General features: G+C 69.3%; 14 protein-coding genes. 6 read left to right on the top strand and 8 right to left on the bottom strand.

Features of this window, described 5'->3' with window-relative positions:
- Entirely contained in the window at positions 1-777 is a 777-nt protein-coding gene (locus NQ036_RS08350; protein ID WP_257058281.1) for a demethylmenaquinone methyltransferase, read from the bottom strand.
- A 162-nt stretch (positions 778-939) separates the two neighbouring features.
- Between NQ036_RS08350 and NQ036_RS08345 the strand changes: the two genes are divergently transcribed.
- Positions 940-2,382, top strand: a complete 1,443-nt coding sequence (locus tag NQ036_RS08345; protein ID WP_257058279.1) for an isochorismate synthase MenF — start codon at positions 940-942, stop codon at positions 2,380-2,382.
- A gap of 192 nt (positions 2,383-2,574) precedes the next feature.
- On the opposite strand, the gene NQ036_RS08340 is transcribed toward NQ036_RS08345, so the two are convergent.
- Entirely contained in the window at positions 2,575-4,326 is a 1,752-nt protein-coding gene (locus tag NQ036_RS08340; RefSeq protein WP_257058278.1) for a thiamine pyrophosphate-binding protein, read from the bottom strand.
- A 34-nt stretch (positions 4,327-4,360) separates the two neighbouring features.
- On the opposite strand from NQ036_RS08340, the gene NQ036_RS08335 reads away from it, so the two are divergent.
- Complete coding sequence (locus NQ036_RS08335; protein WP_257048268.1) at positions 4,361-5,374, top strand: CPBP family intramembrane glutamic endopeptidase; 1,014 nt, start codon at positions 4,361-4,363, stop codon at positions 5,372-5,374.
- Positions 5,375-5,495: 121 nt separating this feature from the next.
- Here NQ036_RS08335 and NQ036_RS08330 read toward each other — a convergent pair whose 3' ends face one another.
- Positions 5,496-6,701: an o-succinylbenzoate synthase gene (locus NQ036_RS08330; protein WP_257058265.1), complete on the bottom strand. Its 1,206-nt coding sequence runs from the start codon at positions 6,699-6,701 to the stop codon at positions 5,496-5,498.
- A gap of 62 nt (positions 6,702-6,763) precedes the next feature.
- Between NQ036_RS08330 and NQ036_RS08325 the strand changes: the two genes are divergently transcribed.
- The 3 genes from NQ036_RS08325 to NQ036_RS08315 all read left to right on the top strand — a co-directional run bounded on the left by NQ036_RS08325 (position 6,764) and on the right by NQ036_RS08315 (position 10,135).
- Positions 6,764-7,717 carry a 1,4-dihydroxy-2-naphthoyl-CoA synthase gene (locus NQ036_RS08325; protein ID WP_257048264.1) on the top strand — a complete coding sequence of 318 codons (954 nt, stop codon included), beginning with the start codon at positions 6,764-6,766 and terminating at the stop codon, positions 7,715-7,717.
- 37 nt (positions 7,718-7,754) lie between these two features.
- Positions 7,755-9,005, top strand: a complete 1,251-nt coding sequence (locus tag NQ036_RS08320) for an AMP-binding protein (RefSeq protein ID WP_257058263.1) — start codon at positions 7,755-7,757, stop codon at positions 9,003-9,005.
- 194 nt (positions 9,006-9,199) lie between these two features.
- On the top strand, positions 9,200-10,135 hold the full coding sequence (locus NQ036_RS08315) for a 1,4-dihydroxy-2-naphthoate polyprenyltransferase (RefSeq protein WP_257048261.1): 936 nt from the start codon (positions 9,200-9,202) through the stop codon (positions 10,133-10,135).
- Positions 10,136-10,158: 23 nt separating this feature from the next.
- On the opposite strand, the gene NQ036_RS08310 is transcribed toward NQ036_RS08315, so the two are convergent.
- Positions 10,159-10,458 carry a DUF4229 domain-containing protein gene (locus tag NQ036_RS08310; RefSeq protein WP_257048259.1) on the bottom strand — a complete coding sequence of 100 codons (300 nt, stop codon included), beginning with the start codon at positions 10,456-10,458 and terminating at the stop codon, positions 10,159-10,161.
- Between the two features lie 32 nt (positions 10,459-10,490).
- On the opposite strand from NQ036_RS08310, the gene NQ036_RS08305 reads away from it, so the two are divergent.
- Complete coding sequence (locus NQ036_RS08305) at positions 10,491-10,865, top strand: PLD nuclease N-terminal domain-containing protein (RefSeq protein ID WP_257058261.1); 375 nt, start codon at positions 10,491-10,493, stop codon at positions 10,863-10,865.
- A 111-nt stretch (positions 10,866-10,976) separates the two neighbouring features.
- Here NQ036_RS08305 and NQ036_RS08300 read toward each other — a convergent pair whose 3' ends face one another.
- The 4 genes from NQ036_RS08300 to NQ036_RS08285 all read right to left on the bottom strand — a co-directional run bounded on the left by NQ036_RS08300 (position 10,977) and on the right by NQ036_RS08285 (position 15,702).
- Positions 10,977-11,807, bottom strand: a complete 831-nt coding sequence (locus NQ036_RS08300) for an enoyl-CoA hydratase-related protein (protein WP_257058259.1) — start codon at positions 11,805-11,807, stop codon at positions 10,977-10,979.
- A 127-nt stretch (positions 11,808-11,934) separates the two neighbouring features.
- Positions 11,935-13,224: a c-type cytochrome biogenesis protein CcsB gene (gene ccsB, locus NQ036_RS08295; RefSeq protein WP_257048255.1), complete on the bottom strand. Its 1,290-nt coding sequence runs from the start codon at positions 13,222-13,224 to the stop codon at positions 11,935-11,937.
- 25 nt (positions 13,225-13,249) lie between these two features.
- On the bottom strand, positions 13,250-14,974 hold the full coding sequence (locus NQ036_RS08290) for a cytochrome c biogenesis protein ResB (RefSeq protein ID WP_257048253.1): 1,725 nt from the start codon (positions 14,972-14,974) through the stop codon (positions 13,250-13,252).
- Complete coding sequence (locus NQ036_RS08285) at positions 14,974-15,702, bottom strand: cytochrome c biogenesis CcdA family protein (RefSeq protein ID WP_257048309.1); 729 nt, start codon at positions 15,700-15,702, stop codon at positions 14,974-14,976. Before NQ036_RS08285 ends, NQ036_RS08290 begins: the two co-directional genes overlap by 1 nt.
- Between the last annotated feature and the right edge of the window lie 5 nt (positions 15,703-15,707).

Below are 15,707 nucleotides of genomic sequence, written 5' to 3'. Positions count from 1 at the left end.
TCAGGCGACCCCCGCCGAGGCGGCACCCGGGTTGCCCTCCGCACGTGCGGGGGCCTCGGGCGCTGCTGTCGCCGGTGCCGGGGCGGCCGGCTTGTAACCGCGGTGCAGGGCGACGATCCCGCCGGTGAGGTTGCGGTACTGCACGCGGTCGAACCCGGCGTCGCGGATCAGGTGGGCCAGCGGCACCTGGGCCGGCCAGGCGCGGATCGATTCGGCCAGGTAAACATAGGCGTCGGGACTGGAGCTGACGGCCTTGGCGACGGCCGGCAGGGCGCGCATGATGTAGCCCTTGTAGAACTTGGCGAAGGGCTTGAAGGTGGGGGTGGAGAACTCGGAGACGATGAGGCGCCCGCCCGGTTTGAGGACCCGGTACATCTCGGACAGGGCGGTGGCGGTGTCCTGGACATTGCGGAAGCCATAGGTGATGGTCACCGCGTCGAAGGTCTCGTCGTCGAAGGGCAGGTCGAGCGCATCGGCGTAGACGAACTCGATTTCGGGGTGGCGGCGCCGCCCCACCTCCAGCATCCCCTCGGAGATATCGCCTGCGATCACCTGCGCGCCGGCCCTGGCATAGGGCACCGAGGATGAGCCCGTGCCGGCGGCCAGGTCGAGGATCTTCTCGCCGGGCTGCGGGTCGACGGCCTTGGTGTTCTCCACGCGCCACCAGCGCGAGATCCCGAACGTCATGGCATCGTTGGTCAGGTCGTAGCGTTCGGCCACGGCGTCGAACATCGATGCGACGTCGGTCTTCTGCTTGTCCAGGTTCGCGCGAGTCATACGCCTAGTTTCTCAGCCCGCGCGCCCACCTGACCACCCGGGGCGGGGATCGTCTCTGTATCCTTGCTCACCCGGTCCGCGGACCGGTGTCCGACGGGGGCCGGAAACCGGTCCCCGGCCGCGGCCTCGAACCGGCATCCGGCCGCTTAGCATTGAAGGGTGATGCGTTTCGATCTTGAGGACACTTCGGCCCCCACAACCTCCGGCCTGCCGAGCCTGCGCGTGCGCTCGTGGTTCATCGACGGCGTCAACCCGGAGGCGCCCCGGCCCTTCTCCAGTGGCCTGCCCACCAGTCCCGAGGACTTCCTGACCAAACTTCCCACCGACACCCTGGCCTGCTGGGTCAGGGGCCATTCCGGCCTGGTGGGCTTCGGCCGGACCCTGCGCCTGAGCGCCACCGGGGCCGACCGCTTCACCCGACTGTCCGCGGCCTGGCGAGCGCTGGCGGGTACGGCGGAGGTCGACGATCCGGTCCAGTTGCCCGGTTCCGGCCTGCTGGGCTTCAGCTCCCTGGCATTCGCCGACGATTCGCGGACCGCCAGTGTCATCGACGTGCCCACTTTCCTGATGGGCCGGCGCGATGGCCGGGTCTGGCTGACGCAAATCACCTATCCCGACCAGGACGTCAGCCCCCTTCGGCTGTCCGATGCCCAGTTGTCCCCGGTACGCGGGGCCAGGCTGTCGGCCGGGCGAGTCACCGCGGGGAAGTACCGGAGGATCGTCGGCGAGGTCTCCGCCCGGCTGCGCGCGGCCGCCGACGACCCCGCAGACGATTTGCTGAAGGTGGTCCTGGCCCGTGACACCGTGGTGCAGGCCGATGCCGACATCGATCTGCGCGCGGTATTGGGCCGGCTGAACCGGGCCTTCCCGTCGACGTGGACCTATGCGGTGGCGGGCCTGGTGGGGGCGACTCCCGAACTGCTCATCGGCGTGCAGGACGGAGTCGTGTCCTCCCGCGTGCTGGCCGGGACCTACCGGGTCCAGCACGATCCGGAGTCCGAGCTCGATGCAGCGCGCAAGCAGCTGGGCGCGCACAAGGACTCGCAGGAGCATCGCTATGCGATCCACTCCCTCGAACAGTCCCTGACACCCCTGAGCTCCGATCTACGGGTGGATTCCGAACCGCATCTGCTGGCCCTGAGCAATGTCATCCACCTGGCCAGCGATGCCCGTGGCACGCTGGATACCCGGGTCCCGACGGCGGGGAGCGCCGCTGCGGGCGGGGTGCGCGGTGGCGCCGGGGACCTCGGCCCTGGAGCCGGCCCCGGGACCGGTGGGGCGGCCGATCGGCCATGGGCGCTCGAGGTCGCGGCGGCCGTGCATCCGACCGCTGCGGTGGGCGGGGTGCCCACGGATCAGGCGACCAGGGTGATCCGGGAATCCGAGGCGGCCGACCGGGGCCGCTTCGCAGGTCCCATCGGCTGGGTCGACGGCTACGGCAACGGCCAGTTGGGCATCGCCCTGCGCTGCGGACAGCTCGAGGCCCGCGACCGGATCCGGCTGTGGGCCGGCGCCGGGATCATGCCCGATTCCGATCCGGAGTCCGAACTGGCCGAGACCTGGGCCAAGATGAAGCCCATGCGCCAAGCCCTCGGCCTGGAGTAATCCACCCCCGCCTTTTCGGTGGTACTCGCAAGTCAGGCGCCCCTCGGGTCGAGTGCCCGCGCCTTTTCGGTGGTACTCGCAAGTCGGGCGCCCCTCGGGTCGAGTGCCCGCGCCTTTTCGGTGGTACCACTTGCGCTGGGTGGCACGAGATGCGCGCGCATCTGCTGCCACCCAGCGCATGTGGTACCACCGTCAGGACAGGACGGGTGGGAGGGGGATCTCGTAGAGGCCGGGGCGGGCCTCGGCGACTACTCGGGACACTGCGGCGGGGCCGTCCAGGCTCTCGTAGTGCCAGTCGTATTCGGCCGCCAGATGGGCAAAGCCCCGACCGTGCGGGGTCGCGAAGTACGGACCGAAGTAGGGCGCCAGGTAGTCCTGCCCGTGTTCGAGGCCCGCGAAGATCCGTCCGCCGTCGTCGTTGAGGACGAAGATCTGCAGACTCGCGCGTGCCTCGCCCGTCATCCGCAGCAGCCCGCCGGCGTCGTGGAGCAGCGCCAGATCCCCGATCAACAGCCTGACCGGGGCCGAGGCCGCACCCGGCTTCGGCCCGGCCAGCACCCTGGCCATGCCGACGGCGGTGGACACGAGTCCGTCGATACCCGCCAGACCGCGGCTCGCGCTGATCCGCGCGTGCCGATCCGTGATCCGGTCGGCATAGCGGACCACCGATGAGCTGGCCAGCAGCACATGGCCCTCGGCCCGCAGCACCGGGGCGATGAGGGCCGCTGGGCCGGAGGGCTGACCAGCGCCGCCCGCTCCGGCCGCAGGCGAGCCGGCGGCTGCAGCCGAGTCGTGCTCGGCACCTTCGTCCTGTGCGGCGAGCGCGCGCCCGGCCTCCAGCCATTCGGCGAGCCAGGGTGCGGCACCCGGCACATCCGGACCCCGCACATCCCCCAGGCCCAGAGCCAACTCGGCCCAGGCCGCGTCGTCCACTCGGTCCAGATCGGCCTGCACGTGGACGAGGGTCACCGCGGGATCGGCGAGGAGCTTGGCATCGGGCCTGAACAGCGTGGGTTTGCCCGCGACCACCACCGTGGCGATCCGTGTTCGCAGGGTCGGCGCGCCCGCCAGCACCTCGGTGTGGCGGGCCACGGCATGCTGGTGGACGAACAGGGGCGCAGTCGGTTCGGCCAGGACGGGCAGGCCCAGGCGGGTGGCCAGTTCGCCCACGCGCCGCTGGCCCAATCCGAAGTCGTCACCGGCGAGCACCACGGTGCTCGTGGGGTCCAGCCGGTGCAGGGCCTCACCCAGCCGGGGATCCAACGGCGCCGGAGCCTGCGCGGGCGCGGCCTCTGATCCCGCGGGCGTCCAGGGGAAGTCCACGCGTTCGGGCACCAGGGGGACGTCAAACTGGATGTTCAGCTGCACCGGACCGGGTGTGCCGGCCAGGGCGCCGGGGCCCAACGCGCCGCCGGCGGGCTCCCCCACCGAACCACCCGCCACGGTCCCGGCGAATCCGGAGCCCAGGGCCGCCTCGGCCGCCACCCGGGCCGCGTTCGGGGCGTCGCCACCGACCTCCACGTCAATGCCCGCCCGCACATCGGTCAGCACCCGCGACTGATCGTCGATCGTCTGATTGGCCCCGGTGGCGCGCAGCCGGGCGGGCCGGTCGGCCGTCAGCAGGAGCAGGGGGACATGGGAGTAGGAGGCCTCGAGCACTGCCGGGTGCAGATTCGCGACGGCGGTGCCCGAGGTCGTCACCACCGCGACCAGCCCGTCGCCCGAGCCCTCGGCCCGCAGGCCCTTGGCCAGGCCCAATGCCAGGAAGCCGGCATCGCGCTCGTCGATCCGCACACTCGTTTCCACCAGCCCCTGCCTGGCCAGTTCCGCGAAGGCGTAGGTCAGCGGAGCCGAGCGCGAGCCGGGGCAGATGACGACATGGCGTAGGCCCAGGCGGAGCAGTTCGACGGCGAGGGCGCGAGCGGAGGCGGTGGAAGCATTCATCGGCCCTATTTTTCCACCGAACTATGATGGAACTATGAGCTACCCGCCCAATCCCTATGCCGAGTCAGTGACCCCACGGACCCCTTCCGTCTTCCGGGGCGACGCGCACCGGGTCTGGCAGCTCGTCGTGGGGATCGTGGCCTTCTTCGCGGCCCAGTTGGTCGCCGGTGTCGTCACGTTCTTCTCCGCCCTGCTGCGCGGGAGCCTCACCATCGACGCCGCCACTGGCGCGGGCGCGTCCGTCCGGGTGGTCCGGCCCGATGGCTCCACCGCCGATGTGGCGCAGGCCGGGATGTCGGTGTTCGGCGGGCTCGACATGCTCATCGGCATGGTCGTGGGCGCCGCTCTGTCCTTCGTGTTCTATCTGCTCATCATGCGCTTCATCGCGGGCAATCCGGGCCTGGGCCTTGGCAAGCACCAGCGCCTCATCGAATTCGTCACCGGCCTGGGCACCGGACTCGTGCTGATGGGGGTGTCCGTCGGTGTGATCGCCCTGTTCGGCGGCTACCGGACCACCGGCATCACCACCGGCCCTGCGCTGTGGGACGGCCTGTTCTACGCCGCAGCCATCGGGATCGGTGCGGGTTTCATGGAGGAAATCCTGTTCCGCGGGTTCCTGCTGCGCGTCCTCGATGCCTGGCTGGGCAGTTGGGCCGCACTGGCGATCACCTCTGTGCTGTTCGGGCTGGTGCATCTGAGCAACCCCGGCGCATCGGTCTTCGGCGCCGTGGCCATCATGCTGGAGGCCGGCGTCCTGCTGGGTGCGGCCTATCTGCTGACCCGCCGGCTGTGGCTGGCGATCGGCATCCACGTGGCGTGGAACTTCGTCCAGGGCGGGATCTTCTCCTCGAACGTCTCCGGCACCGGCGAGCGCACCGGCCTGTTCGAAGCACACTGGTCAGGGCCCGCCTGGCTGACCGGCGGATCGATGGGCATCGAGGCCTCGGTGGTCACGCTGGTCGTCGCCCTGGCCGCGGGCATCGTGCTGCTGGCCCTGGCCCGGCACCAGGGCATGTTGCTGGGGCCTGTGCGCCGCACGCGCGCTTAGACCCCGGCGAGCCGGATTCCGCTGCTACCGCACCACCTCTGCGCCGAGGTGTCACACAAGTAGGTCGGTGTCGGAAAAGGTCGCTTTCCGGGCCCCACGAGCGGAAGTTCATGACACCTTCCTACCTTTGTGACAGGTGGGCCCAGCAGCGGTCCAGCCGCTCAAGCCACCAGGCTGTGCGTGGGGCGGGGGCGGCCAGGGCGGCCAGGGCCGCGGGGTCGGGGCTGATTCGCCCTGGCGACAGGACTCCGGCGTGGGCGCGCAGCGGCGGGTCGACGACGTCGCGGGCGAACAGCGAGCTGGTGCCCAGGCCAGCGGCCCACACCTCCTGGGCCGAGGCCCCGCTCCCGGTCCGACCGCCCGCGCCGCCCGGCAGCCTCGCGCCGCCCGCAGGCCCGGGGCCGGCGGCGCCCGCGGCCGAGCAGCCCGCTCCCCCGCGCAGCGCGGCGGCCAGGGCGACGCCGGCCGCCAGGCCGACCGAGGTGTCCAGCGCACTGGAGACCGTGGCGGGCAGGCCGGCGGCCGCGACGACCTCGCGCGCGGCCCGGATGCCGCCCAGCGGCTGGACCTTGACGATGATCTGGTCGGCCGCCCCCAACCGCGCGACTCGCAGTGGGTCGGAGGCCTTGCGGATGGATTCGTCGGCTGCCAGGCGCAGCGGCAGGCCGGCGGCGGCGACCCAGTCGTGCAGTCGGGCCAGGTCCTCGGTGTCCAGCACGGGCTGTTCGATGTATTCGAGCCGTTCGGTGAAGCCGGGCAGTGCGGCGAAGGCGCGCAGGGCATGCTGCGCCTCGGCCGGGGTGTAACGGCCGTTGGCGTCCAGGCGCAGGCGCAGCTGCGGCCCGGCGGCCATCACCGCGCGGATCCGCGCCAGGTCGTCGGCCAGAGTCGCGGCCCCGCGCTCTGCCACCTTGATCTTGACGGTGCGCACTCCGTCGTAACGGGCCAGGATGCCCGGCACGTCCGCCGCAGGGCAGGCGGGCACGGTGCCGTTGACGGGCACGGGGTCCAGCGCCGGGACCGCAGCCGATTCCGCAGCCGGACCGCCCACCAGCTCGGCGTAGTCACAGCTCGCGTACTCGACGGTGGCGGCCAGCCAGCGGGAGGCCTCGGCGGTGTCGTATTCGGTGAACGGCGAGAACTCCGCCCAACCGGCCGGACCGTGCACCAGCATCGCCTCACGCACCGTGATACCGCGGAACTTCGCAACCATCGGCAGGCAGACCACGCGGATATCGTCGAACAGCTCGCGCGGGTCCGCGGGCAGGTCAGGATGGACGGGAGCGGGTACGGAGGACGGCACTGGGGGTACGCGCGAATCGGTCATGACCCCACCCTAGTGCGCGCCGACCGAACTAGACGTAGGTCCACCGAACTAGACTTGAGTCCATGAGTGAGACGCAGACCGACCCCGCACAGAACCCGGCATCGGTATCCGAGATCTTCGATCCGACCAAGTGGCGGGAGGTCGCGGGCTTCGACTTCACCGACATCACCTACCATCGGGCGCTCAACCCCGACGGCTCCGACTTCGGCTGCGTGCGCATCGCCTTCGACCGGCCCGAGGTCCGCAACGCCTTCCGGCCCCACACCGTCGACGAACTGTACCGGGCGCTCGACCACGCCAGGCAGACCTCGGACGTGGGCTGCGTGCTGCTGACCGGCAACGGCCCCAGCCCCAAGGACGGCGGCTGGGCCTTCTGCTCCGGCGGGGACCAGCGGATCCGCGGGCGCTCGGGCTACCAGTACGCCTCCGGCGAGACCGCCGAATCGGTCGACCCGGCGCGCGCCGGCCGGCTGCACATCCTGGAGGTCCAGCGCCTCATCCGGATGATGCCCAAGGTCGTCATCGCGGTGGTACCGGGCTGGGCGGCCGGCGGCGGGCACAGCCTGCACGTGGTCTGCGATATGACCATCGCCAGCCGCGAACACGCGAAGTTCAAGCAGACAGACGCGGACGTGGGCAGCTACGACGCCGGCTACGGCAGCGCCTACCTGGCGAAGATGGTGGGCCAGAAGAAGGCCCGTGAGATCTTCTTCCTGGGCCGCACCTACTCCGCGCAGGACATGGCCGACATGGGCGCGGTCAACGAGGTCGTCGACCACGCCGATCTGGAGAACGCGGCCCTGACCATGGCCCACGAGATCCTGGGCAAGTCCCCCAACGCCCAGCGGATGCTCAAGTTCGCCTTCAACCTGGCCGACGATGGTCTGATGGGCCAGCAGGTCTTCGCCGGCGAGGCCACCCGCCTGGGCTATATGACCGACGAGGCGGTCGAGGGCCGCGACGCCTTCCTGGAAAAGCGCGACCCCGACTGGTCGCCCTACCCCTGGTACTACTGAGCGGGACCCCACCGGATTGTCCGAGCCACAGAGCAGCATGAACAGCACAGTGAACCCCGTCCGCACCCTGCGCCCAACCCCGGCCGAACTGAGCGAATTGCTGGCCGGCGCCATGGCCGGCCGGCACACCGTGGTCTTACCCGCATCCCGGTCCGGCGAGGTCCACGTGGTGGCACCTGAGGCCTTCCGCCCCGACCCGGCCAGGGGGGACCAGGCGCCGCCCGCCCTGGTCGTCTACACCTCCGGTTCCACGGGTGACCCCAAGGGCGTGGCCCTGTCCGCCAGGGCCCTCGAGGTATCGGGCCGCGCGACCGAGGCAGCACTGGGCGGGCCGGGCACCTGGTACCTGCCGCTGGCCCCGCACCACATCGCCGGCGCCCAGGTGCTGCTGCGCTCGCTCATGGCCGGCACCACTCCCCTGGTCTCACTGGGTCATTTCGACGCCGCGGGCTTCACCGCAGATGTGGACCGCCTGGTCTCCGAGGCCGGCCAGGCCGCACGCCTCTACGCCTCCCTGGTGCCCACACAATTGGTGCGGATCCTGCGCGATACGGCGGCGACCCGGGCCGCGGGTAGGTTCGATGCGATCCTGCTGGGCGGGGCCTCGGTCGCGCCCTCCGTGATGGCAGCCGCCGAGGCCGCGGGCCTGCGGATCGTGCGCACCTACGGCATGTCGGAGACTGGCGGCGGCTGCGTCTACAACGGCGTGCCCTTCGACGGCGTCCACATGTCGATCGACGCACAGTCGCGCGTGGTCTTGGCCGGGCCCGTGCTGGCGGATTCCTATGTGCGCTTGGAGGATGCTCCGGCACTACTGCGCGCCCTGCCGGATACCGGCACGGGGTTCGCAGGCTCAGGTGCCACGCGCTCCTTCACCACCAGCGACCTTGGCCGCATCAGCGACGGGGTGCTCGACGTGTTGGGCCGTGCCGACGACGTCATCGTGGTCGGCGGGGAGAACATCCCGCCCCTGGCTGTGGAGAACGCACTGTTGGCAGCCCTGGAACCGCACGGCGTCGCCGAGGTCCTGCTCACCTGGCTGCCCGACCCCGAGTGGGGCGCGGCCCTGGTCGCGCTGCTGCGCGCGGACTCCGGCCCCTTCGCAGTGACCGGCGAGGGGGCACGTGCAGCGGACCTGGCGGCCGAACTCAAAGAACTGCTGCCCGCCTCGTTCCCGGGGATCCACCGGCCGCGCTTCGTGCTGCCCGTGACGACGATCCCGGCCAAGGGCATCGGCAAACCGGATCGGCGGGCTGCCCGCGAACTGGCCGTGCGGGCCCTGGGCTGAACCGCGCCGGCGCGCGGCGTGGTGCGCTGTGGCCCAGTCGCGAGCCGCTTGATCCCACGGAATCACCGCATGGGAATCACCACATGACTGTGTGATCCGGGGCTCTCTTCCACCGTTAACCTCGTCCCACCTGGCACGATATCGCTCGACCCGCATAAAATAGAACGGTCATTTTAGGAAAGAAGGCTTGGCACATGGCGACGTTCTCCCAGTGGATCGAAGGCGCTCGGCTGCGCACCCTGCCGCTGGCGGTGGCCCCGGTGCTGGTGGGAACCGGCGCTGCGCTGGGTCAGATCGGCGGACTGCGCGAAATCGTCATCGGCGATGTCGGAAAATCGCAGATCCTCCAGGTTCCCGCCTGGCAGCTCATCATCACACCCCTGCTGGCCCTCCTCGTATCCCTGGCCCTGCAGATCGGGTCGAACTTCGCCAATGACTACTCCGATGGCGTCCGCGGCACCGACGACGAACGAGTGGGACCGCTGCGCCTGACCGGATCGGGGCTGGTCTCCCCGCCCCGGGTCAAACGCGCCGCGTTCTTAAGCTTCGGAGTGGCGGGTGTAGCGGGTGTCGCCATGACCCTGTTGACCCAATCGTGGTGGCTGATCCCCGTGGGCGTACTGGCCGTCCTGGCGGCCTGGTACTACACGGGTGGGAAACACCCCTATGGCTACATCGCCTTGGGGGAACTGTTCGTCTTCATCTTCTTCGGCCTGGTCGCCGTACTGGGCACCACCTATGCGATGGTCCACCAGCTCTCCCCGACAGCATGGGCCGGAGCGGTGGGCCAGGGCCTGTTCGCCTGTTCCGTGCTCATGGTCAACAATCTGCGCGACATCGATACGGATCCGTTGACGGGCAAGACCACGCTGGCCTCGCTGCTGGGGGATATCAGGGCGCGCATAGCCTACGCCGTCCTGGTCATCGCGCCCTTCATCCTGCTGTTGGTGCCGATCCTCACCGGCCACCCGGCCGCGCTCCTGGCGGTGCTGGCGGTCGTGCTGACCATTCCGCCGCTGCGGATCGTCCTGGGCAAGTCCACCGGGACCGCCCTGATCCCGCCGATCAAACAGACCGGGATCGCAGCCCTGCTCTGGGCGGCCCTCCTGGCCCTGGGCCTGGCACTCTAGCCGCCCCGAGCTCCACCGGGCGTTCAGTCCTCTTTGGTGCGGCGCTCTTCGAGCTGATCGACCTCGGCGTCTTCCGCCTGGGCGTCCGCCGACTTCTTCGCAGGTTGCGCCGCCTTGCGCTTGCGCCGATCCTCAACCCGGTCGACCATTGCATTCGTCGCCGAATCGCGCAGCCGGCCCAGCAGCAGATAGCTGAGCATGGTGGAGATGAGGATCGCCGCGATCCCGGTGATGAGCGACCACTTGAAGATGCCGATCATCACCGCCAGGACGAGGACGAACAGGCCGATCCGGGCCAGATTGTACAAGAGGAACTGACGCATGATCCACAATGTTAGTCCGTTAGACTGGGAGCGTGGCTAGAGGGTTAATTGCCGGTGTCGTCATTCTGGTGGCGATCACCCTGTACAGTCTGTTCGACTGCGCGATGCGAGATCGCACAGTCATCAGAATCATGCCGAAGTGGGGCTGGTTCTTCATCATCCTCTTCATCCCGCTGATCGGGCTGCTCATGTGGTACATCTTCGGCCGTGGCACCGTGGCCGGGCCCGGCCGCTCCGCCGGAAAGCCCAGCCGCCGCGGCCCCATCGCACCGGATGATGATCCGGAATACCTGCGGCGGATCCAGGACGACCTCGAACAGCGCAGGCGCCGTGAGGCACATGAGCGCGAGGACCGGCCCGACGCGGATGCCGGAGACGTGACCAAACGCGACGACGAGGACCGCTGAATCGCAGGTCCCGAAATCATTGGGGCGTTTGTTCCAGATTGGGCCGTATGAACGGTCGAATCTGAGACAAACGCCCCAATGATTTTCAGGGGTGCGGATTTTCAGGGGCGCTCAGTCCTGTGGCACCCAGGGGGCGGGCTCGTGCCGCAGGAAGGCGCGCATCCCGGCCTGGGCCTCGGCCGCCATGAACAGACGCGCCGACAACACCGCCAGTTCCGGCGTCCGGCGGGCCACATTGTCCACGACCCTCCGGTTCGCCAGGCCCTTCGCCGCCTCCAGACCCGATGGACCGGCCGCCTGCAGGTCTGCGGCGAAGGAGTCCAGGGCCTCGTCCACATCGGGGACGACCCGGGTGATCAGCCCGACCCGCTGGGCCTCTGCCGCATCGATGACATTGCCCCGCATCGACAGTTCGGCCATGGCCCGCGGGGTCAGGCGCTCCTCGAGCACCGCAACGGTGACGGTGGGAGCCGCACCGATCCGGACCTCGGTCATGGCGAAACTCGCCTCGGGCCCGGCGAAGACCACATCGCAGGCCGCGACCAGTCCTGTGCCCCCGGCGCGCACGTGACCGTAGACCGCGCCCACCACCGGCTTGGGTCCGGCCAGCAGGAGAGAGAACAGGTCGCCCAGCTCCAGTCCACGGCGCACCTGTAGGTGTTCGGGAGTGGCGCCGAAACCCTTCTGTTCGCGCAGGTCCGCGCCCGCGCAAAAGGTGTTTCCGGTGTGGGTGAGGACGACGTAGCGGACGTCCTCGTCGTCGTAGGCCCGTTGGACGGCGGCCTTGACCTCGCCGATCATCGCCAGGCTGATCGCGTTGCGGTCCGCGGTGGATGCCAGGGTGACGATGCCGGCCAGGCCGCGCCGCTCATAGGTCACCGGTCCGCTCATCTCGTCTTCGAGCGCGGCGTCCACACTCGGCTGGTCGGGGTTCGAACTCATGAGTACCACCTCTTCCACGTGCGTTCCGGCATCGGCGCCGGAAATCGACTCCCTTCGATTGTCACACGTCCAAGGCGCCCTGTGGGCTCGCCGAGCGACTGGTTCCCGCCGGTCACTCGGCGAAATGTTACAGCCCCGAGTAGGAGTGCAGACCGTTGAAGTAGGTGTTGACGATCGTGAAGTTGAAGACGATGCACAGGAAACCCACCAGGTTCAACACCGCAACCTTGTTCGCGCTCCAACCGCGGGTGGCCCGCGAGTGCAGATACGCCGCGTAGACGACCCAGACGACGAAGGTCCAGATCTCCTTGGAGTCCCAGCCCCAGTAGCGGCCCCAGGCGACCTCGGCCCAGATGGCTCCGGCGATCAGCGTGAACGTCCAGGTGATGAAGCCGACGGCCGCGATCCGGTAGCTGACCTGTTCGATCGACTTCGACGAGGGGATGCGGTCCTTGTCCAGCCAGCGCAGCCAGCCGGGTACGCCCTTGACGGAGGCGGATTCGCGCTGGGCCCGCTTCGCCTGCGAGCTCGCGACCGGAGCCGATTCCCCGCCCTCGGCCGCTGCCACCTTCTGGGCCCTGGCCTCGGCCTTCGCGGCCTTCTTCTTGGCCGACTCCACCGCTGCGTGACGGGTCTCCACGAAGGCCTTGAGCATCTGGAAGACGGCCAGGGCCGCGGAGATAGACAGCAGCGCCGTGGACAGGATCGCGATCGGCACGTGGATGTAGATCCAGTAGGACTGCAGGGCCGGGACCAGCTGGGCAGCCGGGGTGTAGAACACCGTGATGCACAGGCCCAGGCCCATCATGATGGCCCCGGAGACGAAGGTGCCCAGGTAGCGCACATCGCGCCATTTCATGACCACCAGGTAGACGATGCCGGCGATCGCCGTGGCGACCATGAGGTATTCCATCATATTGCCCCACGGCACCCGCATCACCGATAGGCAGCGGGTGACGATCGAGGCGATGTGCAGCAGCAGCCCGATGACGAACATGTTCGTGCCCAGGGCCGCGAGCTTGCGCCGCCCACCGGTTACCGCAGCATCGGATTCTCCGGCCGCGCCGGACTTCCCGGCCGCACCGCCGCCGGACTTCCCTGCACCCGTCGCCTGGTGTGAAACCGAGGCTTTCTCCGCGGTCTTCTCGGCCACGGCTGTGGCCCCGCTGCCGACCACGGATCGTTTCCGACCGGTCGTCCGGCTCTGCGCTCCAGCCGCATTCGCAGCCCTACCCGCAGCGCCGGCAGTGCCCGCACCCGCGGTCTTCTTCCCCTGTTCACGGGCGGCATCGGCCGCAGTGACGCGCTGCCGGCCGAACAGGTCGAACGCGTAGAACAGGAAGCTCAGCGCATAGACCGCCAGGGCCGAATACAAAAGCAGATTCGACCATGAGGCAAGGGTGATATTGACGTCCATCGGTATCCTCCGCCGGGGTCCCCGGCTAGTCTTCTCGGTCCTGCAAGTCTACGCTTAGGGCCCGCGCGGCCTGTTCGACCCGCGGATCGTCACCGCGGGCCAGGGCGGCGACCTCGACCGTGCCGTCCTTGACGCGCACCCACATGCGCCGTCTGGGCACGAACATCGATCCTGCCAGGCCCGCGAACAGCAGCACCGCGAACACCAGCATCAGGCCCTGCGTGGGGTCGTAGCGCACATCGAGGGAGACGAACTTGTCGATCCCGTCGAAGGTGATCGAACCCATGCCATCGGGCAGGTCCTCCGTCTGTCCCGGGCTCATCCGCAGGGTCATCGGCTGGCCCTCGGAGTTGCGCACCTGTTGCATCTTGTCGGTGTCGAGTTCGTAGACCGATTGCGGCACGCCCTCGCCCAGGCCCAGATCGCCCTTCCAGACGCTCAGGGCCAGCACGGGATTGCGCAGCTCGGCGAAGGTGGAGATGAGTTCTCCGTCGTCGTTGACTCCCGCGGTGGGCAGCAGCACCCCGCCGAAGCCCAGCTGATCGCTCGTGCTGCCGCTGGTCGTCACCCCGGAACCGGCTCCTCCGGTGTCGGGCACCTTGATGACCCCGCGCGAGGCGTAGTTGCCATCGGCGGGCAGGAACACCACGGGGCCGGCGAACACGACATCGCCCGCGTTATTGCGCACCGTGACCTTCGGCGCATAGCCGTTGCCGGTCAGGTAGGCGCGCGAGCCGTCCATCCGGATGGGCTCGTTGACCTGCAGTTCATGCCGGGATTCGACCCCGTCGCGGGTCTCCGTGACATCGGCGGCGAAGGTGCGCGGCTGGCCGAACTGCGGTCCGGAGCTGGTCGAGTCGAAGCTCGATTCGAAGTCGTTGAGTTTGAGCCGAAAGTCCGGCAACCGGTCGGGTGAGAAGAAGCGGCCAGGGGTGAACGAGTCATAGGACACCAGTGAGTTCGTGAAGGTCTCGCCCTGGACCAGGATCCGCTGGCCCGAATAGCCCAGGGTCGAACCGATCGCCATGGTCACGGTGACCGCCAGGATGCCCACGTGGAACAGCAGGTTGCCGGTCTCGCGCAGATAGCCGCGCTCGGCCGCGACGTGGTCGGCGTGCCGGTCGATCCGGTAGCCCGCCGACTTCAGCTTGGCCGCCGCCGCATCGAGCAGTTCATCGGCGCCGAGGTCCCCGCCTGCCCCCCGGGCGCCGGCACCGTCGGCGGCCGCCTCCTCGTCCGCACGGCCGACGGAGGCCAATGGGAAGGACTCATAACCGGGCATCCGGGTCAGCCGGCGCGGGGCCTTGGGCGGACGCGCCCGCATCGCCTTGAAGTGCTGGCTGGTGCGCGGGATGACACAGCCGATCAGCGAGATCATCAGCAGAATGTAGACGGCGGAGAACCAGAAGCTCGAATAGACGTCGAACAGCTGCAGTTTGTCGGCGATCTGCCCCCAGGCGCCATTGGCGTCGATGTAGTTCGTGACCCGCGCCGGATCCTGGATCCGCTGGGGCAACAGGGAGCCGGGAATGGCGGCCAGGGCCAGGATGAGCAGCAGGATCAGCGCGGAGCGCATCGTGGTCAGCTGCCGCCAACCCCAGCGCAGCATGCCGATGAAGCCGATATCGGGCGCTGCCTTCTTGCCGGGGCCACCGGGCCCGCCGGCACGCGCGCCGGGTTCCGCGCCCGGCTGGGAGCCCGTCCCGGCCTCGGCCAGTTCGTCCTTGCGATCGGCTGGTCCGCCACTCATCAAATCACCGTCTCAAATCCGCCAACGCTCAGCTGCAGCCGAGCCATCCAGGCGTTCCACAATCCACTGACCAATACGATCCCCAAGAGGATCAACATGACGCCGCCGGCCACCACGATCGCCCGCTGGTGGCGGCGCAACCAGGCCAGCCGGCCCAACCCCTTGCTCAGCAGGAAGGCCACCACCAGGAACGGGATGCCCAGGCCCAGGCAGTAGCAGAACGTCAGCAGGGCCCCGCGCCAGGGCGAGCCCGTTCCACCGAAGCTGGTGGACAGGGTGAGCACGGCGGCCAGGGTCGGGCCGATGCACGGGGCCCAGCCCAGGGCGAAGGTCGCGCCCAGCAGCGGTGCGCCCCACAGTCCGGCGGCCGGGCGCACCCCCAGATGGCGGTCGCGCTGCAACCAGGTGAAGCCGCCCATGAACACCACCCCGGCCAGGATCACCACGATCCCCATGATCCGGGTGATGATGTCGAGGTACTGCGTGAGCAGGGCGCCCACCGCGGAGAACAACGTCCCGAAGGCCACGAAGACCGCGGCGAAGCCCAGCACGAACAGGCCCACGCCCGCCAAGACGGTGCGGGTCCGCTGCTCTTTGAGCGTCGTGCCGGTCAGGCCCGTGACATAGCCGACGTAGCCGGGCACCAGGGGCAGCACACACGGTGAGATGAAGGACACAAGGCCCGCCAGTACGGATACCCCGATGGCCAGCAGGAGCGGGCCGGACATGACCG

The sequence above is a fragment of the Brevibacterium sp. 91QC2O2 genome (assembly GCF_024580695.1).
Lineage (GTDB): Bacteria > Actinomycetota > Actinomycetes > Actinomycetales > Brevibacteriaceae > Brevibacterium > Brevibacterium moorei.
The sequence above is the reverse complement of the archived record's forward strand: the minus strand, read 5'-3'. Positions and strand labels throughout refer to the sequence as shown.